Source organism: Streptomyces sp. NPDC037083 (genome assembly GCF_055606485.1).
Genome location: NZ_JBVJSQ010000012.1, coordinates 155,609 through 176,651, shown reverse-complemented (window position 1 = coordinate 176,651; position 21,043 = coordinate 155,609). Strand labels below are relative to the sequence as shown.

20 protein-coding genes and 1 tRNA gene are annotated in these 21,043 nt (G+C 71.7%); 9 read left to right on the top strand and 12 right to left on the bottom strand.

The genetic code is table 11. The features are described from left to right. Nucleotides 1–4 precede the first annotated feature (4 nt). From ACZ7DE_RS29295 to ACZ7DE_RS29285, 3 genes are all read right to left on the bottom strand, one after another. Nucleotides 5–955: a MerR family transcriptional regulator gene (locus tag ACZ7DE_RS29295; protein WP_470766330.1), complete on the bottom strand. Its 951-nt coding sequence runs from the start codon at nucleotides 953–955 to the stop codon at nucleotides 5–7. Between the two features lie 82 nt (nucleotides 956–1,037). Continuing rightward, the gene (locus ACZ7DE_RS29290; RefSeq protein ID WP_470766329.1) at nucleotides 1,038–2,846 is read right to left on the bottom strand and encodes an SDR family oxidoreductase; all 1,809 of its coding nucleotides are present in this window, start codon (nucleotides 2,844–2,846) and stop codon (nucleotides 1,038–1,040) included. Continuing rightward, entirely contained in the window at nucleotides 2,843–3,727 is an 885-nt protein-coding gene (locus ACZ7DE_RS29285) for a M24 family metallopeptidase (RefSeq protein WP_470766327.1), read from the bottom strand. Before ACZ7DE_RS29285 ends, ACZ7DE_RS29290 begins: the two co-directional genes overlap by 4 nt. A gap of 245 nt (nucleotides 3,728–3,972) precedes the next feature. On the opposite strand from ACZ7DE_RS29285, the gene ACZ7DE_RS29280 reads away from it, so the two are divergent. From ACZ7DE_RS29280 to ACZ7DE_RS29255, 6 genes are all read left to right on the top strand, one after another. Continuing rightward, entirely contained in the window at nucleotides 3,973–4,950 is a 978-nt protein-coding gene (locus tag ACZ7DE_RS29280; protein WP_470766567.1) for an ABC transporter ATP-binding protein, read from the top strand. Further along, nucleotides 4,940–5,848, top strand: coding sequence for an ABC transporter permease subunit (locus ACZ7DE_RS29275; protein WP_470766325.1), 909 nt, complete (start codon nucleotides 4,940–4,942; stop codon nucleotides 5,846–5,848). Before ACZ7DE_RS29280 ends, ACZ7DE_RS29275 begins: the two co-directional genes overlap by 11 nt. Beyond that, a complete protein-coding gene (locus ACZ7DE_RS29270) occupies nucleotides 5,845–6,756 on the top strand; it encodes an ABC transporter ATP-binding protein (protein ID WP_470766323.1) in 912 nt (303 codons plus the stop codon). The genes ACZ7DE_RS29275 and ACZ7DE_RS29270 overlap by 4 nt, the downstream gene beginning before the upstream one ends. A gap of 9 nt (nucleotides 6,757–6,765) precedes the next feature. Further along, the gene (locus ACZ7DE_RS29265) at nucleotides 6,766–7,485 is read left to right on the top strand and encodes an ABC transporter permease subunit (RefSeq protein WP_470766321.1); all 720 of its coding nucleotides are present in this window, start codon (nucleotides 6,766–6,768) and stop codon (nucleotides 7,483–7,485) included. Nucleotides 7,486–7,579: 94 nt separating this feature from the next. Continuing rightward, nucleotides 7,580–7,822 carry an SGM_3592 family protein gene (locus tag ACZ7DE_RS29260; RefSeq protein ID WP_470766319.1) on the top strand — a complete coding sequence of 81 codons (243 nt, stop codon included), beginning with the start codon at nucleotides 7,580–7,582 and terminating at the stop codon, nucleotides 7,820–7,822. Nucleotides 7,823–8,115: 293 nt separating this feature from the next. Beyond that, nucleotides 8,116–8,202, top strand: a tRNA-Ser gene (locus ACZ7DE_RS29255). 504 nt (nucleotides 8,203–8,706) lie between these two features. Here the strand turns inward: ACZ7DE_RS29255 and ACZ7DE_RS29250 are convergent. The 9 genes from ACZ7DE_RS29250 to ACZ7DE_RS29210 form a co-directional block, all read right to left on the bottom strand. Further along, the gene (locus tag ACZ7DE_RS29250; RefSeq protein ID WP_470766566.1) at nucleotides 8,707–9,531 is read right to left on the bottom strand and encodes an HAD family hydrolase; all 825 of its coding nucleotides are present in this window, start codon (nucleotides 9,529–9,531) and stop codon (nucleotides 8,707–8,709) included. Between the two features lie 5 nt (nucleotides 9,532–9,536). Next, the gene (gene serS / locus ACZ7DE_RS29245; RefSeq protein ID WP_470766317.1) at nucleotides 9,537–10,814 is read right to left on the bottom strand and encodes a serine--tRNA ligase; all 1,278 of its coding nucleotides are present in this window, start codon (nucleotides 10,812–10,814) and stop codon (nucleotides 9,537–9,539) included. 570 nt (nucleotides 10,815–11,384) lie between these two features. After that, nucleotides 11,385–12,317 carry a prephenate dehydratase gene (pheA, locus tag ACZ7DE_RS29240; protein WP_470766316.1) on the bottom strand — a complete coding sequence of 311 codons (933 nt, stop codon included), beginning with the start codon at nucleotides 12,315–12,317 and terminating at the stop codon, nucleotides 11,385–11,387. Nucleotides 12,318–12,583: 266 nt separating this feature from the next. Continuing rightward, nucleotides 12,584–13,906, bottom strand: a complete 1,323-nt coding sequence (gene efeB / locus ACZ7DE_RS29235; RefSeq protein ID WP_470766314.1) for an iron uptake transporter deferrochelatase/peroxidase subunit — start codon at nucleotides 13,904–13,906, stop codon at nucleotides 12,584–12,586. A gap of 8 nt (nucleotides 13,907–13,914) precedes the next feature. Then, nucleotides 13,915–15,885 (bottom strand): copper resistance CopC/CopD family protein, encoded by a 1,971-nt coding sequence (locus tag ACZ7DE_RS29230; RefSeq protein ID WP_470766312.1) that lies wholly within the window; start codon nucleotides 15,883–15,885, stop codon nucleotides 13,915–13,917. A gap of 13 nt (nucleotides 15,886–15,898) precedes the next feature. Next, nucleotides 15,899–16,345: a copper chaperone PCu(A)C gene (locus ACZ7DE_RS29225; RefSeq protein WP_470766564.1), complete on the bottom strand. Its 447-nt coding sequence runs from the start codon at nucleotides 16,343–16,345 to the stop codon at nucleotides 15,899–15,901. A gap of 77 nt (nucleotides 16,346–16,422) precedes the next feature. Beyond that, a complete protein-coding gene (locus tag ACZ7DE_RS29220) occupies nucleotides 16,423–17,073 on the bottom strand; it encodes an SCO family protein (protein ID WP_470766311.1) in 651 nt (216 codons plus the stop codon). A 161-nt stretch (nucleotides 17,074–17,234) separates the two neighbouring features. Further along, nucleotides 17,235–17,996 (bottom strand): YcnI family copper-binding membrane protein, encoded by a 762-nt coding sequence (locus ACZ7DE_RS29215; RefSeq protein WP_470766309.1) that lies wholly within the window; start codon nucleotides 17,994–17,996, stop codon nucleotides 17,235–17,237. 122 nt (nucleotides 17,997–18,118) lie between these two features. Further along, complete coding sequence (locus ACZ7DE_RS29210) at nucleotides 18,119–18,973, bottom strand: hypothetical protein (protein ID WP_470766307.1); 855 nt, start codon at nucleotides 18,971–18,973, stop codon at nucleotides 18,119–18,121. Nucleotides 18,974–19,215: 242 nt separating this feature from the next. Here ACZ7DE_RS29210 and ACZ7DE_RS29205 point away from each other — a divergent pair, with 242 nt between their 5' ends. The 3 genes from ACZ7DE_RS29205 (at nucleotide 19,216) to ACZ7DE_RS29195 (ending at nucleotide 20,898) form a co-directional block, all read left to right on the top strand. After that, nucleotides 19,216–19,671 (top strand): ATP-binding protein, encoded by a 456-nt coding sequence (locus ACZ7DE_RS29205; RefSeq protein WP_470766305.1) that lies wholly within the window; start codon nucleotides 19,216–19,218, stop codon nucleotides 19,669–19,671. Nucleotides 19,672–19,782: 111 nt separating this feature from the next. Continuing rightward, entirely contained in the window at nucleotides 19,783–20,055 is a 273-nt protein-coding gene (locus ACZ7DE_RS29200) for a hypothetical protein (protein WP_470766304.1), read from the top strand. 9 nt (nucleotides 20,056–20,064) lie between these two features. Further along, on the top strand, nucleotides 20,065–20,898 hold the full coding sequence (locus tag ACZ7DE_RS29195) for a triphosphoribosyl-dephospho-CoA synthase (protein ID WP_470766302.1): 834 nt from the start codon (nucleotides 20,065–20,067) through the stop codon (nucleotides 20,896–20,898). Nucleotides 20,899–21,043: the final 145 nt, after the last annotated feature.

Genomic DNA, 21,043 nt, shown 5'->3' with positions numbered 1-21,043 from the left:
TTTTTCAGGGGCGTTCGCCAACCTTGCTGTCCGCAGGGGAGCTTGAGACAAGGGCGTCCAACGCGCGTGCTCGTACCTCGCGTTCGGCGGCGAGCGTGAGGAACGCGGCGGCTCCTTCCCGGCCGACCAGCGCTTCCACGGCCCGCATTGTGTCTGCCGGGATCGTCACGGAACGCGACCGCGGGGGGGTGGTCGGCACCTCGCCGGAGCCGAGGTGGCGGCGCAGATGCAGGGAGGCGAACAGGCGCATGGCCCGGGCGAGTTCGGCGTCCACGGTCTGGCGGGCGAGCGGGCGCAGCCGTCGTACGAGAGAGGCCGCCTCGGCCGCGTCGGCGTCGGTGGGACGGTGCGGGCCGTCGAGGTAGCGCGCGAAGACATGCTCGGCGGTGAACTCCAGGAAGCGGGCAGCGATGTGCTCGACCTGAGCCCTCAACTCCCGCAGATGCGCGGTGATCGCACCGAGCGGAACCCCGGCCGCATGCAACTCCACGGCCACCGCCAGCTCTTGAGGGCTGGGCACGAGGAAGACGTCTTCCTCACCGGGCGCCGGCTCCAGCACACCGAGGGCCACGGCGTCGGCGATCGCGGTGTCGTCCGGCACACCCCCGAAGCGGGCGGTCAGTTCGGCGCGGGAGACACGGGAGGGCTGTTCGTCGCTCCACGGACCGTCGACCTCCGCGACCAGACCGAGGACGCCGCCGAGGCCGCGTCCGCTGTCATGGGCGTCGAGGAGCTCTTTGATGGAAGCCAGGGTGTAGCCGCGGTCGAGGAGGTCGGCGATCTGGTGGAGGCGGGTGAGATGGGCGTCCGAGTAGTGGTTGGCCCGCCCCTGACGCTCGGCGCGGGGCAACAGGCCGCGGTCCTGGTAGGCGCGGATGGTGCGCACGGTGGCGCCGGAGAGATGAGCGAGGGCCTCGATGCGGTACGGCGGCCGGGGAGGCGGGGACGCGGTCAACGCGTGGCTCCCCGGGCCGTCTTGGTCAACACCGCGGCCGCGCCCAGCGCTTCTCCCGGGCGCGGACGGACGGTTCGCCGGCTCACAGCGGCGGTCCCACCCGCGCCAGCGCCCGCACCGCCCCGGGCAGGAACCGCGCCAGCACACGGGAGATCTTCGCCTCCGCGGTCACCGTGACCACCGCCTCGTCGAGCACGACCGCGCGCAGAATCGCGTCCGCGACCTTCTCCGGCGGGTAGTTGCGCAGCCCGTACGCGCGCGTGGAGCGCTGCCGGCGGCGTTGCTCCTCTTCCGCGTCCACCCCCACGAAGGTCGCCGTGGCGGTGATGTTGGTGTTCACCAGGCCGGGGCATATCGCCGAGACGCCGATGCCGCGACCGGCCAGTTCCGCGCGCAGGCACTCGCTCAGCATCAGGACCGCCGCCTTGGAGGTGCTGTAGGCGGGCAGCGCCTTGGAGGGCTGGTAGGCGGCCGCGGACGCGGTGTTGACGATGTGGCCGCCCTGCCCGCGCTCGGCCATCTGCCGGCCGAAGAGACGGCAACCGTGGATGACACCCCAGAGGTTGACGTCCAGGACCCTGCGCCAGTCGTCGGACGTCGTGTCGAAGAAGGAGCCCGACAGGCCGATGCCCGCGTTGTTCACGAGCACGTCCAGCACGCCGTGGTCGGTGTGGATCCTCGCCGCGAGCTTCTCCATCGCCTGCTCGTCGGAGACGTCCGCCGTCTCCGCCCACGCACCCTGCGCTCCGATCAGCCGCGCCATCTCGGCGGTGCGGGCGGCGGCCTCCGCGTCCCGGTCCACGGCGATCACACGTGCGCCGGCCTCGGCGAACGCGAACGCGGTGGCCCGCCCGATGCCGCTGCCCGCGCCGGTGACCAGCACCAGTTGGCCGCCGAAGCGTTCGGCGTACCGGGCGGCGGCCCCCTTGCGCACCGGACGGACGTCGGTCGCCGGAGCCTTCCCGGCCGTCCCGCCCGCCCGCTCCTGCTCCACCGACGTGACGAAGTCGTGGATCCAGGAGGCGAGCTGGTCGGGACGGGTGCGCGGGATCCAGTGACCGGCCGCGAGGGTGCGCCGCGTCAACCGCGGCACCCACTGCTCGAGTTCGTCGTACAGCCGTTCCGAGAGGAACTTGTCCCCCAGGGGCGTGATGAGCTGCACGGGCGCGTGCGCGTACGCGTCGGGCCTCGGGCGGCGCAGCCGGGTCCGCACGTTGTCCCGGTACAGCCAGGCGCCGTGTGCCGCGTCCGACGGCAGGGACGGCGTGGGGTACGCGCCCCCGGGGACCTTCTCGAACCGCCGCAGGATGCCCGGCCAGCGTCGGCCGAGCGGTCCGCGCCAGGCGAGTTCGGGCAGCGCGGGGGTGTGCAGCAGGTACACGTACCAGGACTTGGCGCCCTGGCCGAGGAGTTGGGCGACCCGGCGCGGAGTCGGGCGGCTCAGGCGCTTGTTGATCCAGTGGCCGAAGTGGTCGAGGGACGGGCCGGACATCGACGTGAAGGACGCGACGCGGCCCTCGGTGCGTGCCACGGTGACGAACTCCCAGGACTGCACCGAACCCCAGTCGTGCCCCACGAGGTGCACCGGCCGGTCCGGGCTGACCGCGTCCACGACCGCCAGGAAGTCGTCCGTGAGCTTCTCCAGGGTGAACCCGCCCCGCAGCGGCTTCGGCGCGCCGGAACGGCCGTGGCCCCGGACGTCGTACAGCACCACGTGCAGCCGGCATTGATCGGCCAGCCGCGAGGCGACCTCGGACCACACCTCCTTGCTGTCCGGATAGCCGTGCACCAGGACGACCGTCGGCCGCTGCGGATCGCCGAGCTCGGTCACGCACAGCTCGATCCCACCGGTTCGCACCCGGCGCTCACGCGCGCCTTCAGGCAATGTCACGTGTTCTCCACCTTCCGCTCCGCCTTCCTTTCCGCCCAGCGCCTCACGTGCGGTAGATCGTCGTCCAGCCAGAAGGCGCTCTCCCGGGGATCCCTCGAGTCGGTGACGACGAGGATCTCCTCGAACTTCGCGCCCGTGCCCCGGAACCCGAGGTGGGGTTCGACCGCCCACAGCCCCGGCTGCGGCGGATGGTCGGAGAAGCGGTACGGCGACCACAGCGGCGACCAGCCCTCGCGGTGGCCGTGCAGCGCGTCCGACGCCAGACCCTTGAGCGACTGCGTGCCGAACCCGAACAGGCGGGGCGAGAAGCGGCGCTCCTTCACCCGGTCCACCTTGTGGGCGATCACGCCGAAGGGGTACGCGCGGTGCCGGTTGGCGTAGCCCTGGCGGACCATGAGGCGGTCGACGTCGGCGTAGATCTCGCGCAGCGACCGCCGCTCGCGCACCTCGCGCAGGATCAGCTCCCGGTGCGCCTCCAGGTCGGCCATCAGCTTCTCCTGCACCGGGTGGGCGCCATACGCGCCCGAGTAGCCGATGTCGGCCGTGAAGCCCTCGTACACCGGGGCCAGGTCCAGGATGAACGGCATCCCGGGAGCCAGCCGTCGGTCGGTCGGGAAGAACTGCAGCGGGATCCGGAAGCCGGTGAACGCCGTGCGGTCCCCGAACCAGGCGAACGGCAGGTGGAACCAGTCGCGCACACCCCGCTCGCGCAGCCACTCCCGCATCCTCCGGGCGGCCTCCCGCTCGGTGACGCCCGGTCGCAGTTCGGCGGCGACGGCCTGCGCGCACGCGTACGCCAGCCGCTGCACCTGCCTGAACCCCCGCAGTTCAGCGGAGAGTTCGCGCGTCGATGCCCTTGATGCCGTGGATGCCGTCGTCATGCCACCCGTCCCACCCGTCCCCGTCGGCTGCGCTGCGTACCCGTAACGTGACATCGCCGAATGTGACAGTTGTTAGAGGCTGCGTCAATAGAGGGGACCCGGCCTGTGGAAAGCCCGGCCGGAGCAGCCCGTAGCTCTCAGGCATGGCATCCCCTACGGGCCCGTACATCTGAGGTCTGAGGCGAAGACGGCTCTGAGGTCTGACGATTTTCGTGGTGTGCGTCACTATTTTTGAAGACGTGACTGTGATCGCGACCGAAAGCCTGAGCAAGCGGTTCCCCCGGGTGACCGCTCTTGACCGGCTCTCCGTGGACGTCGGACCCGGTGTGACCGGGCTCGTCGGAGCCAACGGGGCCGGCAAGTCAACACTGATCAAGATCCTGCTGGGTCTGTCGCCCGCCTCGGAGGGCCGAGCCGAGGTGCTCGGCCTCGACGTCGCGAGCAAGGGCGCCGCCATCCGCGAGCGGGTCGGCTACATGCCGGAACACGACTGCCTGCCGCCCGACGTGTCGGCCACCGAGTTCGTCGTGCACATGGCCCGGATGTCCGGCCTCCCGCCCACCGCGGCGCGCGAGCGCACCGCGGACACGCTGCGTCACGTGGGTCTGTACGAGGAGCGCTACCGCCCCATCGGCGGCTACTCGACCGGCATGAAGCAGCGCGTGAAACTCGCCCAGGCCCTCGTCCACGACCCGCAGCTGGTCTTCCTGGACGAGCCGACCAACGGCCTCGACCCGGTCGGACGCGACGAGATGCTCGGCCTGATCCGCCGCATCCACACCGACTTCGGCATCTCGGTCCTGGTCACCTCGCACCTGCTGGGCGAACTGGAACGCACCTGCGACCACGTCGTCGTCATCGACGGCGGCAAGCTCCTGCGCTCCAGCTCCACCACCGACTTCACCCAGATCACGACCACCCTCGCGATCGAGGTCACCGACACCGACGAGCACCCGGACGGCACCCGCGCGGTGCGCGAGGCGCTCCACGCGCGCGGCGTCGACGTCCTCGACGCCAACAGCGCCCTGCCGGGCGCCGGCCACGTCCTGCTGCTGACCGCGCTGGGCGAGGAGACGTACGACGTCGTCCGGGACACCGTCGCCGAACTGGGCCTCGGCCTGGTCCGCATGGAACAGCGCAGACACCACATCTCCGAGGTCTTCACCGACAGTGACGCCGAAAACGACCAGCAGCGGAAGGAGGCCGTCGGCCATGGCAGTTGAGCACCCGGTCACCGCCCCCGCGGGGGACCAGACCCGCATCCACAACATCGGCTACCGCAGCTACGACGGCCCCCGGCTGGGCCGCGCCTACGCCCGCCGCTCCCTCTACTCGCAGTCCCTGCGCGGCGCCTACGGCCTCGGCCGTTCGGTGAAGTCCAAGGTGCTGCCGATGCTGCTCTTCGTGGTGATGTGCGTGCCCGCGGCCATCATGGTCGCCGTCGCGGTCGCCACCAAGGCCAAGGAACTCCCGCTGGACTACACGCGCTACGCGATCGTCATGCAGGCCGTCATCAGCCTGTACGTCGCCTCGCAGGCGCCCCAGTCCGTCTCCCGCGACCTGCGCTTCAAGACCGTTCCGCTGTACTTCTCGCGGCCCATCGAGACCGCGGACTACGTGCGCGCCAAGTTCGCCGCACTGGCCTCCGCGCTCTTCGTCCTCACCGCGGCCCCGCTGCTGGTGCTGTACGTCGGCGCGCTGCTGGCCAAGCTCGACTTCGCCGACCAGACCAAGGGATTCGGTCAAGGACTCGTCTCGGTGGCACTGCTCTCACTGCTCTTCGCCGGCATCGGCCTGGTCATCGCCTCGGTGACCCCGCGCCGCGGCTTCGGCATCGCCGCCGTCATCGCCGTGCTGACGATCTCCTACGGCGCCGTCTCCACCCTCCAGGCCATCGCCGAGGCCCAGGACAGCACCGGCTCCATCCCCTGGATCGGCCTGTTCTCGCCGGTCACGCTGATCGACGGCGTGCAGTCGGCCTTCCTGGGCGCCTCCTCCGCCTTCCCGGGCGCGGTCGGCCCCTCCCACGGGGAGGGCGTGGTCTACGTCCTCGTCGTCCTCGGCCTGATCGCCGCGAGCTACGGCCTTCTGATCCGCCGCTACCGGAAGGTGGGCCTGTGACCACGCTCAGCATCGACCACGTCTCCCGCTGGTTCGGCAACGTGGTGGCCGTCAACGACATCACCATGAGCATCGGCCCCGGCGTCACCGGCCTGCTCGGCCCCAACGGCGCCGGAAAGTCCACCCTCATCAACATGATGGGCGGCTTCCTGGCCCCCTCCACCGGCACGGTCACCCTCGACGGACAGCCGGTCTGGCGCAACGAGGACATCTACCGGCACATCGGCATCGTCCCCGAGCGCGAGGCGATGTACGACTTCCTCACCGGCCGTGAATTCGTCGTGGCCAACGCCGAGTTGCACGGCCTGGGCGCGAAGGCCGCCCAGAAGGCGCTGGCCACCGTCGAGATGGAGTACGCGCAGGACCGCAAGATCCAGACGTACTCCAAGGGCATGCGCCAGCGCGTCAAGATGGCCAGCGCCCTCGTCCACGACCCGTCGCTGCTCCTGCTGGACGAGCCCTTCAACGGCATGGACCCGCGCCAGCGCATGCAGCTCATGGACCTGCTGCGGCGCATGGGCGACGAGGGCCGCACCGTGCTGTTCTCGTCGCACATCCTCGAAGAGGTCGAGCAGCTCGCCTGGCACATCGAGGTCGTCGTCGCAGGCCGTCACGCGGCGAGCGGCGACTTCCGCAAGATCCGCCGCCTGATGACCGACCGCCCGCACCGCTACCTGGTGCGTTCCAGCGACGACCGCGCCCTCGCGGCCGCGCTGATCGCCGACCCGTCGACCTCCGGCATCGAGGTCGACCTCGCCGAGGGCGCGCTGCGCATCCAGGCCGTCGACTTCGGCCGCTTCACGGCGCTGCTGCCGAGGGTCGCCAGGGACCACGGCATCCGGCTGCTCACGGTCTCGCCGTCCGACGAGTCCCTCGAGTCCGTCTTCTCGTATCTCGTCGCGGCGTAGGAGGCCAAGATGTACGACCCCACAGTCGCCCGACTCACCTACCGGGCCCTGCTCGGCCGTCGCCGGGCCCTCATCCTGGGCGCCCTGCCCCTGCTGCTGATCGCGATCTCCGTGGTCGTGCGCGGCCTCGCCGGAGCCGACGACCAGACGGCGGCCGACCTGCTCGGCGGCCTCGCGCTGGCCACCATGGTCCCGATCATCGGCGTGATCGCGGGCACCGGCGCAATCGGCCCGGAGATCGACGACGGCTCGGTGGTGTACCTGCTGTCCAAGCCGCTGAAGCGGCCGACGATCATCTTCACCAAGCTGATCGTGGCGATCGCGGTGACGATGGTGTTCTCGGCCCTGCCGACGTTGATCGCCGGGTTCATCCTCAACGGCAACGGCCAGCAGATCGCCGTCGCCTACACCGTGGCGGCGCTGGTCTCCTCCATCGCCTACGCGGCCGTCTTCCTGCTGCTGGGCACCGTGTCCCGGCACGCCGTGGTCTTCGGTCTCGTCTACGCCCTCGTCTGGGAAGCGCTGTTCGGCTCCCTGGTGCCGGGCGCCCGCACGCTCAGCGTCCAGCAGTGGTCGCTGGCCGTCGCGCACAAGGTGGCGGGCGGGGACCTGGTGACCTCGGACGTCGGACTGACCACGGCCACGGTGCTGTTGGTCGTGGTGACCGTCCTGGCCACCTGGTACGCGGGCCAGAAGCTGCGGGCGCTGAAGCTCGCGGGCGAGGAGTGACCGGCTCTGCCGGGGCGCGGGGCGGCCGTTCCTGACGGTGACTTCACCCGCGCCCCGGCAGACTGGGCGAAGCGGACAGCGCGGGGAGGACGGGATGGCGGACGAGGACGCGGTGAACGACGGCCGTGAGCGACCCGAGGACGAGGCCCTGGACGGCCTCGTCCTGGACGAGGACTTCATACGGGCCGCGGAGACGTCCGAGCCGTCCGCCCGGGCTCGGATGCTCGCCGCGCGCTGGCGTGCGGAGGAGCCCGAGCCGCAGCCCTGGCGCTCCGACGAGCCGCCGGCGGGCTGGTTCTTCAGCAAGGCGCGTCGGCGCAGGTGGCGCCGCCGGTAACCGCCACCCGTCCGCGGCCGTCGCACGGACGTTTTATTCGGTGGCGTCCAACTCGTCCCCCGGGCACAGTGGTTGTACCCGCAGAGCGCGGGCGGCCGGACGGGATCCGGCGTCGCAGACCGGGAGAGGAGCCTGACGATGCCCATGCACGGCAGTCCGTCGAGCTCCCTTCAGGGCAGCCAGTGGCGGGTTCCGGAGTAGTTACCCCTCCGTCGAACCCACCCCGCACAGGGGAGCTGCCCGGGGCGGCCGCTTCGAGCACGCGATGTCGCTCTCGCGTGGGCCGCCCACCCGGAGGATTGGCCGAGTGGCAAGGCACCGGCTTGCTAAGCCGTGGTCGGGGGTCACACCTCGCGCACGTTCGATCCGTGCATCCTCCGCGAGACGTTGTCACTGGGACTTGGCCGGGCTTGTGGCGGGGGCCGGTTGAAGAGTCCTGGTGGAGAGAGTTCTGTCGGACGGGCCCCGTCGGACGGGCTCCGCCGGACGGGCTCCGTCGGACGGGCTCGGTCTCTATTCGGGGCCAGGCGGCCGTGCGGCCGGTCTTGCCTCGGCGAGCGGCCCATGCGGGCCGGGTCCTGGCGAGTTGCGTGCGGACCGCTGCCCCGGCGGGCAGGCATGCCGGCAGGCCGGGAGCAGGTGGCAGATAAGCAAGCAAGCGGGCGGGCAGGTGCGGGAGCGTCGTGGCCGGCCGCGCGGTTCCCCGCGCCCCTGATCGCCACCCCGCGCCCCTGATCGCCACCCAGCGCCCCCGCTCGCCTCCCGGCGATCGGGGCCGTCGTTTCTCGGGGTCGTGCGTGATCCCTGCCCCCTGATCACCTGCGCCCCTGATCACCTGCGCCTCTGGTCGCCTGCGGCGATCGGGGCCGTTGCTCCGGGAGGGATCAGGGGCTGGTCGGCCGGCTCTGGAGGCGGGTCAGGACGGTGGCGATTCCGTCCTCGTCGTTGGAGGACGTCACCTCGTCCGCCACCGCCCGCAGTTCCTGGTGGGCGTTGGCCATGGCCACGCCGTGGGCGGCCCAGGCGAACATCGGGATGTCGTTGGGCATGTCGCCGAAGGCGATCGTCTCGGCGGCCTTCAGGCCCAGGCGGCGGGCGGCCAGGGAGAGGCCCGTGGCCTTGGACAGGCCCAGGGGGAGCAGTTCCACGATGCCTTCGCCGGCCATCGCGACCGTGACGAAGCCGCCCGCGGCCCGTCGCGCGGCCTCGGCCAGCGCGTCGTCCGACAGCTCGGGATGCTGTATGTAGATCTTGTTCAGCGGCGCCGACCAGAGGTCGGACGCGTCGGTGAACGGCGTAGCCGGGAGGGAGCCGGTGAGCGCGTAGCCGGGCCCCACCAGCACGTCTCCGTCGAGGCCGTCGCGGCTGGCCGCCAGGTACAGCGGGCCGACCTCCGCCTCGATCTTGGCCAGTGCCACGCCGGCCAGCTGCCGGTCCAGGGTCACCGACGTCAGCAGGCGGTGCTCGCCCGCGTGGTACACCTGGGCGCCCTGGCCGCAGACGGCGAGACCGTCGTAGCCGAGGTCGTCGAGGATGTGCCGGGTCCACGGAACCCCGCGGCCCGTCACGACGATGTGCGCGGCGCCCGCCGCGGTGGCCGCGGCGAGGGCTTCACGGGTGCGCCGCGAGACCGACCCGTCGGAGCGCAGCAGCGTTCCGTCGAGGTCGGTCGCGATCAGGCGGTAGGGGAACTCCCCCGGGGAGGACACGGCGCTCACTTGGCGACCGGCTCCAGGACCTCCCGGCCGCCGAGGTACGGGCGCAGCACCTCGGGCACGTACACGGAACCGTCGGCCTGCTGGTGGTTCTCCAGGATGGCGACGATCGTGCGCGGGACGGCGCACAGGGTGCCGTTCAGCGTGGCCAGCGGCCGGACCTGCTTGCCCTCGCGGACGCGGATCGACAGGCGGCGGGACTGGAACTCGGTGCAGTCCGAGGTCGAGGTCAGCTCGCGGTACTTGCCCTGGGTCGGGATCCAGGCCTCACAGTCGAACTTGCGTGCGGCCGAGGAGCCGAGGTCGCCGGTCGCCACGTCGATGACGCGGAACGGCAGCTCCAGCGAGGACAGCCACTGCTTCTCCCACGCCAGCAGGCGCTGGTGCTCGGCCTGGGAGTCCTCGGGCAGGACGTACGAGAACATCTCGACCTTGTCGAACTGGTGGACGCGGAAGATGCCCTTGGTGTCCTTGCCGTGCGAGCCGGCCTCGCGGCGGAAGCAGGGCGAGAAGCCCGCGTAGCGCAGCGGGAGCTTGGCCGCGTCGATGATCTCGTCCATGTGGTACGCGGCGAGCGGGACCTCGGAGGTGCCGACGAGGTAGAGGTCGTCCTTGTCGAGGTGGTAGACGTCCTGGGCCGCCTGGCCGAGGAAGCCGGTGCCCGCCATGGACTGCGGACGCACCAGCGCCGGGGTCAGCATCGGCGTGAAGCCGGCCGCGGTGGCCTGCGCGATCGCGGCGTTCACCAGGGCCAGCTCCAGCAGGGCGCCGACGCCGGTGAGGAAGTAGAAGCGGGCGCCGGAGACCTTCGCGCCGCGCTCGACGTCGATCGCGCCGAGGATCTGGCCGAGCTCCTGGTGGTCCCTGGGCTCGAAACCCTCGGCGCCGAAGTCGCGGATCGTGCCGTGCGTCTCGAGGGTGACGAAGTCCTCCTCGCCGCCCACGGGCACGTCGGGGTGCACGAGGTTGCCGAGCCTCTGCAGGAGCTCCTGCGTCTCGGTGTCGGCGGCGTCGCGCTCCGCGTCGGCGATCTTGACGTCGGCGGCGAGCTGGCTCGCCTTCTTCAGCAGTTCGGCCTTCTCGTCCGCGGAGGCCTTGGGGATGAGCTTGCCGAGCGACTTCTGCTCGGCGCGCAGCTCGTCGAAGCGGACGCCGGACGACCTGCGCCGCTCGTCGGCAGACAGGAGGGAGTCGACGAGCGCGACGTCCTCTCCACGGGCGCGCTGGGACGCGCGCACACGGTCGGGGTCCTCACGGAGCAGGCGAAGGTCAATCACGCGGCCAAGGCTACCCGTGCGGGGTTGCGGCTCACGACTCACATTCCGGTGGCGGGCGGCGCGTGTTCCGAATCGCTACTTACGTTCCGTTATGAGGTAATTGCCGAGCGTGTCAACAAAAGCGTCTCACTTCCTGGGACGGAGCAGGCGTGAGGCGTCGCCTTGACTCGACTTCCTTGTGGTCAACGGGATTTGGGGGCCGGGTTGTCCACAGGAATCCACACCCCGTGCGAGTTATCCACAGGGTGTGCGAAAGGTCTGTGGACATCGGAATTGATCATTCCGAGGCCTCTTCGCGCGCGGGAGAATTCCTTGCTCAAACCCGGCCCGCACCCACTTTCGGGTGGAAATGGGTCGCCCTAAAGGATTGATCGAAGGAAACAGGTGGACGAGGGGTGACGTGCGGGTGGCGAGTCACCCGGAGGGAGTAGGGGCCGATATGTCGACTGAATGGTGCTTCGTTGTCGACTTGTCCCCAGGTCGAGAAGCCGCCCTGTGGATAACTTCTGTGGATAACGAAGATTACCGAAGATATGCAGGTAGGACCGGTGCGAGGCCGGGCCGGACCGACTAGAAGCGACCGTCCTGGCAGCGTGCCACCCAGTCCGACGCCGCCACGAACTCCCCGTCCGAGGTGCCGGGCAGCGGAGCCGGAACGTCGGCCGCGTCGACTTCCGCACGCGGGTACGAACCCAGGAAACGCACCTCGCGGCAGATCCGCTTCAGCCCCATGAGCGCCTCGGCCATCCGGCGGTCGGAGATATGTCCCTCGGCGTCGATGCAGAAGCAGTAGTTGCCGATGCCGGCACCCGTCGGGCGGGACTGCAGCAGCATGAGGTTGACGCCCCGGGTGGCGAACTCGCCCAGCAGGTCGCGCAGGCCGCCGGGGTGGTCGTCGCGCTGCCACAGCACGACGGATGTCTTGTCCGCGCCGGTCGGCGCCGCCGGCCGGGCGGGCCGGCCCACCAGCACGAACCGGGTCTGGGCGTTCTCGGCGTCGTGGATCCCGGTCTCCAGGGCGGTCAGCCCATAGCGGGCGGCCGCGAACTCGCCCGCGAAGGCGGCGTCGTAGCGGCCCTCCTGGACCAGACGGGCGGCGTCCGCGTTCGACGCGGCCGACTCCCAGGTGGCGTCAGGGAGGTTCGCCTTCAGCCAGTTGCGCACCTGAGGCTGCGCGGCCGGATGCGCGGAGACCGTCTTGATGTCCGCCAGCTTCGTGCCGGGGCGCACCAGCAGCGCGAAGGTGATCGACAGCAGCACCTCGCGGTAGATCATCAGCGGCGCGCCCGCGACCAGCTCGTCCAGGGTCGTGGTGATCCCGCCCTCGACCGAGTTCTCGATCGGCACGAAAGCGGCCTCGGCCTCACCGACGCGCACCGCGTCGAGCGCGGACTGCACGGACACGTATGGGATGAGCTGCCGAGTGGCCGCCTCCGGAAGCGTGCGCAGGGCGACCTCCGTAAAGGTGCCCTCGGGGCCGAGATACGCATAGCTCGCTGGCATGACCTCACCCTAATGGCCCTTGCGTATCCGGGCCCACGCGTCTCATGACTGCCCCACACATGAATGAATCCACGGCACAGGGCGTAACTTCCGTCCCGGCCCCCGGTTCTTCCGGCCCCCGGTTCTTCCGGCCCCCGGTTCTTCCGGCCCCCGGGCCTTCCGGCCCCCGGGCCTTCCGGCCCCCGGGCCTCCCGGCCCACGCCCACCGCGCCGGCTCGCATGGGCAGCCGCCCCCGTCTTGTGCGGGCCGCTGCCCCCGACTTGACTCACGCCTCCAGTAGTCGCTGGCCCACGTACTCGCCCTCCGCGGCTCCGCCGGGTACCGCGAACAGGCCGCTGGACTCGTGGCGGATGTACTTCGACAGGGCGTCGCCGCGGTCCAGCTTGCGCTGCACGGTGACGAAGCCGCGCAGCGGGTCCGCCTGCCAGCAGACGAACAGCAGACCCGCGTCCGGGGTGCCGTCCGGGTCGATGCCGTCGTGGTAGGAGAAGGGCCGCCGCAGCATGGCGGCGCCGCCGTTCTGGTCGGGACGGGTGATGCGGGCGTGCGCGTTGATGGGGACGACCAGATCGCCGTTCGCGTCGGTCTTCTCCAGGTCCATCTCGCTGGTCTCGGTTCCCCCGGACAGGGCCGCGCCGTCCGACTTCCGCCGCCCGATGACCTGCTCCTGCGCCTTGAGCGACAGCTTCTCCCAGTCGTCGAGGAGCATGCGGATACGGCGTACGACCGCGTAGGAACCGTTCGCCATCCATGCCGGGTCCTTCGTGCCGGAGGCCGGGACGAAGATGCGCTCGTCGAAGTCCGAGTCGGTCGTCCTGGGATTGCGCGTGCCGTCCATCTGGCCCATCAGGTTGCGGGCCGTCATGGGGTGGGCGGTCGCGCCCGGCGTCCGGTTGAAGCCGTTCATCTGCCAGCGGACCTTCGCCGCACTGCCGGCGTCCTTCTGGATGGCGCGCAGGGCGTGGAAGGCGACCAGGGCGTCGTCCGCACCGATCTGCACCCACAGGTCACCGTTGCTGCGCGCCTTGTCGAGGTGGTCGGAGGAGAAGTCCGGCAGCGGATCGAGGGCGACCGGGCGCTGCTTCTCCAGACCGGTGCGGGCGAAGAAGCTGTTGCCGAAGCCGAAGGTGACCGTCAGCGAGGAGGGGCCGGCGTCCCGGGCCACATCCGTGTCGTCGTGGGCGGCCGCCTCGCCCGCCATCAGGCGCCGGGCGGTCTCCGACCAGCGGCGCAGCAGTGCGGCGGCCTCTTTGCGGCCCGCACCCGCTGCGAGGTCGAAGGCGACGAGATGGCCGCGGGCCTGGAGGCCCTGGGTGATCCCGGGCTGATGTTTCACGTGGAACATCGCCTGCCCGGACCCGATCGAGGAGAGCGGGGTCGCCTGCGCGGGAGCCGCCGCGTAGCCGGCGGCCGCGCCCGCCGCGCCGAGGACGAGCCCGGTGGCGCCGGCGGTGCCGAGCAGCTTGCGCCGCGTCAGGCCCTCGGCGGAGGGGGACGCGGCCGGGACGCCTTCGTCGACGCGGGCGTGAGCGGTCTCTGGGGTACGGGCCTTCGGTGCGCGGGCCTGGGGGGTGGACTGGTCGGGCATGGTGGGGTTCAGCCGATCTGCGCGTTCTTGGAGACGGTCACCTGGTCGATGTCGGAGGTCCGCACGGTCACCGCGATCTTCCACTCGCCGGCCATGGGGATCTGCACCGCGTTCGCCGACCAGTGGCCGGTGGTGATGTGGTCGGGGGCGACGGGCAGTGGCCCGATGCTCTTGGCCTCGAGGGTGAAGGCGACCTTGACCTCGGGCACGTCGAAGGCACGGCCGTTGGGGCGGGTCACGTAGACGTGCATCTCGTTGGCGCCGGTGCGCGCGGGATCGAGGTCGACGCTGACCACGCCCTTGCCGTCCGTTCCGCCGGTGTCGAAGGACATGTCCAGCGTCAGGGCGCCGGAGGCGGAGTCCGACGACGAGGAGGAGGCGGACGAGGAACGGGTGGCCTCGGCGGCTTCCTGCTCCGTACGGCCCGGCTCGGTCGACGTCAGGACGGTGGTGACGGCGAGCAGGACGACGGCGACGCCCGCCTCGGCGAGCACGGAGCGCCGAAGGCCGAAGCGGTCGGTGTCGGAGTCCCGCAGCCGCTTGTGGCGCGTGGCGTCGACGGCGGCCTGCTGCCGGGCGAGCTGCGCGGCTCGCTCCTCGCCTCCGGCGGCGGTCCCGGAGTCCCTGGAGGGCTTCGCGTCCTCGCGGGAGCCGCTGTCGCCGTCGCCCGAGGCAGTCGTGACGGCGTCGCCCGCCACGGTCGCCGAAGCGGTGACGGGCTCCTTCCCGGCCGTGGGGTTCGCGGTCGTCGTGTCCGTGAGGCGCGAGGTCCAGCGCCGTGAGATCCAGGCGATGCCGACGAGCAGCGCCACGAGTCCGATCTTGACGAGGAGCAGTTGTCCGTAGCGGGTGCCGGTGAAGGCGGACCAGGAGCCGAGCTGGCGCCACGACTGGTAGACGCCGGTGGCGACCACTGCGATGACGCTGCCGAAGGCGACCTGGGAGAAGCGGGCCACGGCGGCGGCCTCGACGGGCCGGTCGGCGGGCGCCCGGTACAGCGCGACGAGGAGCGCGGCGAGCCCGCCGAGCCAGGTCGCGACGGCCAGCAGGTGCAGCACGTCGACGGGCATCGCGACGCCCGGCTGCAATCCGGTGGAGGCGTGCTCGGCCATGGCCCAGCTCGCCGCGAGCCCGGCGGCCACGACGGTCCCGCCGACGGCGAGACCGAAGGTCAGGTCCCGCTTCTCCTCGTCCTCCCGCTTGTCGTAGGCGCCGAAGAGCACGGCGATGAACAGCGCGGCCGCGGCGAGCAGCAGCAGCCGGGAGACCAGGGCCGCGCCGGTCTTGGTCTGCAGGACCTGTCCCAGGAGGTCGAGGTCGAAGACGTCCCCGAGCTCTCCCGAGCGAGTGTAGGAGCCGCGCAGGAGCAGCAGGAACAGTGTGGCCGCGGTCATCGCGAGCCAGCCGGAGACGACGAGCCGTTGCAGCGCCCGCACCCCGGTGCCGCGCTGCCAGCAGGCCAGCACGAAGGCGGCCCCGCCGACCATCACGATGAACCCGGCGTAGGAGAGGTACCGCCCGAAGCCGTACAGCCAGCCGACGACTCCGCCGCCGGCCTCCTGACCGGACACCGAGACGCTGGTCTCGGAGGGGGACCCGATGGAGAAGGTGTAGGCGCCGGCGACGGGGTGGCTGTCGGCGGACACCACCTGGTAGGTCACGGTGTACGTGCCGTCGGGCAGCCCCGAGTGCAGCTGGACCGCGTAGGTGGTGCCGCTGACCTCGGACGGCTTGCCGGCGTCGACCCGCGTGCCCTTGGGATCAAGGACGCGCAGCGAGTCGTCGTCCATCGAGACGGTCTCGGAGAACGTCAGCGACACCTGCGTGGGCGCCTTGTCGACCACCACCCCCTGCGCGGGGTCGCTGCCGGTCAGCGCGGCGTGCGCGGACGCGGGTCCGGCGCCGGCCAGGAGCGCGCCGGCGACCGCCAGGAACAGCAGCACGAGCGTCCGGACGCGGGGGGCGATGGTCTGCGTCAAGGTGGTCCCTCCCTCAGTGGCCGGTCGACGGGCTGTACGTGGCGGCCTTCACCGGGATCGCGACCCTGACGGGGTCGGACGCGGCGAAGCGCAGTTCGACGGTCACCGTCTCGCCCTGCACCGGCTTGCTCTTCAGCTTCTCGAACATCAGGTGGTTCCCGCCGCTCTTGAACACGAGTTGACCGTGTGCGGGCACGTCGAGGGAGGTGACCTGCTCCATCGACGACCCGACGGTCTCGTGGAGGGTCACGCTGTCCGCGTCGGTGCTGGTGACGGACGTCAGCTCGTCCTTCGCGCCGCCGTCGTTGACGATGGTCAGGAAACCGGCGGCCATGGTGTCGGAGACGGGCTGCGGGATGTAGGCGGCCCGGACGGACAGCTCCGCCCTGCCGTCCGCGTCCGACCCGCATCCCGTCAGCAGCAGTGCTCCGGTGACCAGCGCGGCGGGCACGGCGAGCAGCCGGACGGGGCGTCGTGCCGGACTCGCGGACGCCCTGGAGCCGGTGGGCGGCTCAGGACGCGTCGAGGGCCGACGGCTCACGGGTTCTCACCCTTGATGATCTTGGGGAGGTCCTTGATGTAGTCATCGACCTTGGCCTCCTCGCCGTACAGGAGGTAGCCCCCGTTCGTCTTCGGGGAGAAGGCGATGACCTGCGTGCCGTGAGTGGAGACGGTCTTGCCGTTCTTGTCCTTGTGCGGCGCCTCGACGGAGATGCCGAGGGTGCGGGCCGCGGCCTGGATGGTCGCGAACTTCCCGCTCAGGCCGACGACCTGGGGGTCGATGCCCTTGAGCCACTTGCCGAGCGCGGCCGGGGTGTCGCGCTCGGGGTCGGTGGTGACGAATACGACGCGCAGTTCGTCCTGCTCGGCCTTGGGCAGCTGCTTCTTGGCGACGGCGATGTTGTTCATCGTCAGCGGGCAGACGTCCGGGCAGTTGGTGTAGCCGAAGTAGACCAGGGTCGGTCGGCCGGCCGTCTCCTTGCGGAGGTCGTACGGCTTGCCCTGGGTGTCGGTGAGGACCAGCGCGGGCTTGGCGAAGGGCTGGTCGAGCACGGTCGCGGCATGCTTCTCGCCGTTCTCGGAGACGACGGCGACCGGGCTGCCGCCGTCGCTGTCGCCGCCGCAGGCGGAGAGGGTGAGGGTGGCGGCGGCGAGCAGCGCAGCCACGGCAAACGTCTTCTTGCGCATAGGAAAATGTCCCAGATGTGTGAAATCCGGTGCGCGCCGGGGGTACGGAGTGGGGCGTACGGCAGGGGTGTACGGAGGCCGTGTACGGAAGCCGTGCACCCCGGTGCGCACTGTCGAGGGACCGGCGTCGGGCGGCGGGGGCCGTCCGGCGCCGGTGCGGGTCAGGCTTCGGGGGCCGTGGTGCGGCGGCGGCCGGCGAGCACGCCGTAGGCGACGCCGGCCGCGCCGACGACGATGCCGACCACGCCGAGGACCCGGGCGGTGGTGTCGCTGCCGTCGGAGGCGGAGGCCGCCTCGGTCGTCTTGGCGGTGGCCTTGGCGTCGTGGGACTCGTCGGAGTCGTCATCGGCGGCGGCGCCGTGGTGGCCGCCCTCGGCGGCGGCGCTCAGAGCGAGCACGGGGGCCGGGTTCTCCGGCTCCTCGGCGCCGTCCTCCTGGACCTCGATCCAGCGCACGACCTCCTTGTTGGAGTACGTCTGGATCGCCTTGAAGACGAGTTCGTCCGTGTCCTCGGGCAGGGCGCCGACGGAGACCGGGAACTTCTGGAAGAAACCGGGCTTGATGCCGCCGCCGGTGGCCGTCCAGGTGATCTTGGAGACGGCCTCCGAGATCTGCTTGCCGTGCACCTCGAGGGGCTTGGCGAGCTTGGCCTTGGTGACGTCGATCTTCCACCCGTCGATCGGCTCCGGCATCGCGGAGGCCAGCGGGTGGTCGGTGGGGAAGGTGACCTCGAGTTTGGCGGTCGAGGCGTTGTCCCGCTCGTTGGGAACCTTGAAGTCGACGACCGCGTAACCGCCCTTGGCCGCGGTGCCCTCGGCGGCGACGCTGACGTGAGCGAAGGCGGGGGCGGACAGGGCGAGGACGCCGGACCCGGCGACGGCAGCGGCGGCGGCGACGCGGGCGGCGATACGAGAGGCCTTCATGGCAGGGAGCGCTCCACTCTGGATGAGTCTGTGGGTGAGGGGCGTGTGCACGGTTGTGCGCACGCGCGCGTGCCGCACGGCAGCGGCCGCCTCCCCGGTGGTGGTGGAGTGGTCGTGTCGCGTCAGGCAGCGAGGACGAGAACGGATACGCGCGGCGGGCCTCGTCTGATCACCGAGTGCTGGAGTGCGGTGATGCGGGGTGCGGCCGGTGCGGGCGGCGCGGTGCGCGGGACGCGCGGTCCCGTCGCGGGCGCGCAGGGCAGCCCCGCGAGCAGAGCGCGCACCAGCGCGAGCGCCCCGCGCAGGGACCGGACGAGCGCCGCCTCGGCGACCCCGTGGGCCGACAGGGCGAGCAGCCGCAGCAGGGCCCTGTCGCCGCGGCGGAGCAGCCAGCCGGCCGCGACGGCGGCGAGGACGTGGGCCAGCAGCATCGGCAGGGACGGCAGCAGGGACATCGGCGAGCCGGCCGTGGACAGGGCGTCCGCGGGATGGTGCGTGGAGACCATCCCGGGCATGCCGCTCATGGCCGTGGTGCCGCCGGCCCCGTCGGGGTAGAGCCGCGCGTCGACGAGGATCTTCTGGGCCTGGGCCGGGCTGATCGCGGCCGTCGTGGCCCCGCACACCAGCCGGGCCGCCCGGGCGACGAGGGTGGCGTCGGACGTCGACGACGCTGCGGAGGCGGACGCCGACACGGACGCGGCGGCGGTGTGCTGTCCGAGTCCGAACAGGGTGTGCAGCGCGGTCTGTCCGACCGCCAGCAGTGCCGCGATGCCCGGCAGTGAGCGCTCGCGTCCGGCGAGCGGTGCCACGACCGCGAGGACGCCCAGGAAGCCCGCGCCCAGCGTCCACAGCGGAACGGTGGCGCACGAGGCCGTCACGTGCCCGGCCGCGGCCAGCACGACGCAGACCGCGGCGAACACCGCGGCCCGTAGCAGCCGTAGATCGCGACCGGAGCGTTCGCTGTGGGGGGCAGTCATGGCGGGCTCATCATCGCACTGGCCCCACCGCGGCCGTACGGCAGGTCCACAAGGTTCCCCACGATCTGGAAGATCACCTTCTGATATGACTGGTACGACTGATGCTGCCGAGTCCCGCATACACCGATTTCAGGCCTGCGTGCATCCCCCATATGGGCGGCATCACGTGGAAATCGCGCTTACATAGGGCCCTGGGCGGCAATACGTATCGGTATGTCGAGCCGCAGCCAGGAGGCTGGAGCATGAGCATCTGGTGGTCACTCCATCTGCGGCGCGAGGCCGCGAGCGTTCCGCTCGCCCGCCGCCTGCTGCTCGGCACCATGGAGACGGCGGGCGTCGATCCCGACGTCAGCTACGACCTCTCCGTGGCCCTGAGCGAGGCCTGTGCCAACGCCGTCGAACACGGCGGGGACACCGCGCACGGCGGCTGTTCGGAGGCGTACCGCGTGACCGCCTACCTCGACGGCGAGAAGTGCCGCATCGAGGTCGCCGACTCGGGCCCGGGGTTCACCGCCGAACGTCCCCCGCCCGCACCGGTGCACATGAGCACCGACGCCGAGCAGGGCCGGGGCCTCTTCCTCATCCAGGAGCTCGCCGACCACGTCCACATCGGCAACAAGCCGGGGCGCGCCGGGGCAGTGGTGAGCTTCGACAAGATCCTGAAGTGGCGCAAGGGCGCCCCCCTGATGGCTGTATGACCCGCTTTCAGATCTGCCGAGCGCCTCGGTACCCCGGGTCCCGCGGCACTCACAGGTTCCTCTCAGCGTTCTTCCAGGCAAGTGATGGGCGGCCTTCCTAGCGTCCTGCCCATGACGGGACATCACAAGGAGACCACCCTCACCCGGCGCCGCGCCCTCGCGGTGACCGGCGGCACGGTGGCGGCCGGAGGGCTCGCCGTCGCCGGCTACCAGTCGGCCTTCGCCGACACGGGGACGCAGGCCGCGGCGAGCGCGTCGGCGTCCGCCGCCATCTCGACGGCGGCGCCCTTGACCGGGGGCGGCTCGGCCCCCAGCGGCGCGCCCGGCGACGCCCCGACGGGCGCCCCGCCGAGCGACGCCCCGTCGGCCTCCGCGTCCTCGTAGGGCCGGGCCGTGCCGAGCCGTGCGGACGAGGAACTCGCGCAGGCCGCGGTGGCCGCGCTGACCGGTCAACTGGCCCTGGCCCCCGAGCCGGGCCTACCCGACCCCCGTGACCTGGCCGCCCGCGTCACCCGCAGGGACCACCGCGGGCTGCGCTGGTCGGCCAAGGCACTCGCACCCGGACTCGCGGCAATGGCCGCGGCCGCCCGCCGCACCGGCGAACCCACGCCCCGGCTCCGTGCGGAACTTGGCGCGATCGGGCGGTGCACCGAGCACTCGGTGGGTCTCGTCGGCGGCGGGCACCGGGGCGCCCTGTGGACGCTCGGCCTGCTGGTCGCGGCGGCCGCCCTCGACCCCCGCGCGCGGGGCGTCGAGGTGGCCGCGACCGCCAAGCGGATCGCGGCGCATCCCGACCGGGCCGCCCCGCGGCGGCCCTCGCGGGGCGCGACGGTCTCGGCGAAGTACGGCGCGGCCGGAGCCCGTGGCGAGGCCCGCGCCGGATTCCCGCACGTACGGCGGGCCCTGGACGCGCTCGCCGCGGCCCGTGCGGCCGGCGCGGACGAGCCCGAGGCCCGCCTGGACGCCCTGCTCACCGTGATGTCCACCCTCCAGGACACCGAACTCCTGCACACCGCGGGCCCGCTGGGCCTGCGCCATGTGCAGGCCGGCGCCCGCGCGGTCCTCGAGGCCGGCGGCACGGCGACCCCGGCGGGCCGCACTGCACTGGCCGACCTCGACACCGACCTCCACACGCGCGCGTGGAGCCCCCGCGGCAGCGCGGGCCTCCTGGCGGGCGCCCTGTTCGTCGACTCCCTGCCCGCAACCACGCTCGCACGGACGGCATGAGACCGGGCGGCGGACACCGACGGTCCGGTGGGGCGGAAGTGCGACCGGCGGGGTCAGGTCGTCGGGGTGAGTGGGGCTGAGGCCGTCAGGACGAGCGGGGTCAGGTCGTCGGTACCAGTGGGGGTGCGGTCCTTGGGACGAGCGC

Bases quoted from the DNA above. Each gene is read 5' to 3' on its own strand.
- ACZ7DE_RS29285 (WP_470766327.1), bottom strand. From the start codon at position 3,727: ATGACGACGGCATCCACGGCATCAAGGGCATCGACGCGCGAACTCTCC.
- ACZ7DE_RS29275 (WP_470766325.1), top strand. From the start codon at position 4,940: ATGGCAGTTGAGCACCCGGTCACCGCCCCCGCGGGGGACCAGACCCGC.
- ACZ7DE_RS29265 (WP_470766321.1), top strand. From the start codon at position 6,766: ATGTACGACCCCACAGTCGCCCGACTCACCTACCGGGCCCTGCTCGGC.
- ACZ7DE_RS29260 (WP_470766319.1), top strand. From the start codon at position 7,580: ATGGCGGACGAGGACGCGGTGAACGACGGCCGTGAGCGACCCGAGGAC.
- pheA (WP_470766316.1), bottom strand. From the start codon at position 12,317: ATGCCAGCGAGCTATGCGTATCTCGGCCCCGAGGGCACCTTTACGGAG.
- efeB (WP_470766314.1), bottom strand. From the start codon at position 13,906: ATGCCCGACCAGTCCACCCCCCAGGCCCGCGCACCGAAGGCCCGTACC.
- ACZ7DE_RS29220 (WP_470766311.1), bottom strand. From the start codon at position 17,073: ATGCGCAAGAAGACGTTTGCCGTGGCTGCGCTGCTCGCCGCCGCCACC.
- ACZ7DE_RS29215 (WP_470766309.1), bottom strand. From the start codon at position 17,996: ATGAAGGCCTCTCGTATCGCCGCCCGCGTCGCCGCCGCCGCTGCCGTC.
- ACZ7DE_RS29210 (WP_470766307.1), bottom strand. From the start codon at position 18,973: ATGACTGCCCCCCACAGCGAACGCTCCGGTCGCGATCTACGGCTGCTA.
- ACZ7DE_RS29205 (WP_470766305.1), top strand. From the start codon at position 19,216: ATGAGCATCTGGTGGTCACTCCATCTGCGGCGCGAGGCCGCGAGCGTT.
- ACZ7DE_RS29200 (WP_470766304.1), top strand. From the start codon at position 19,783: ATGACGGGACATCACAAGGAGACCACCCTCACCCGGCGCCGCGCCCTC.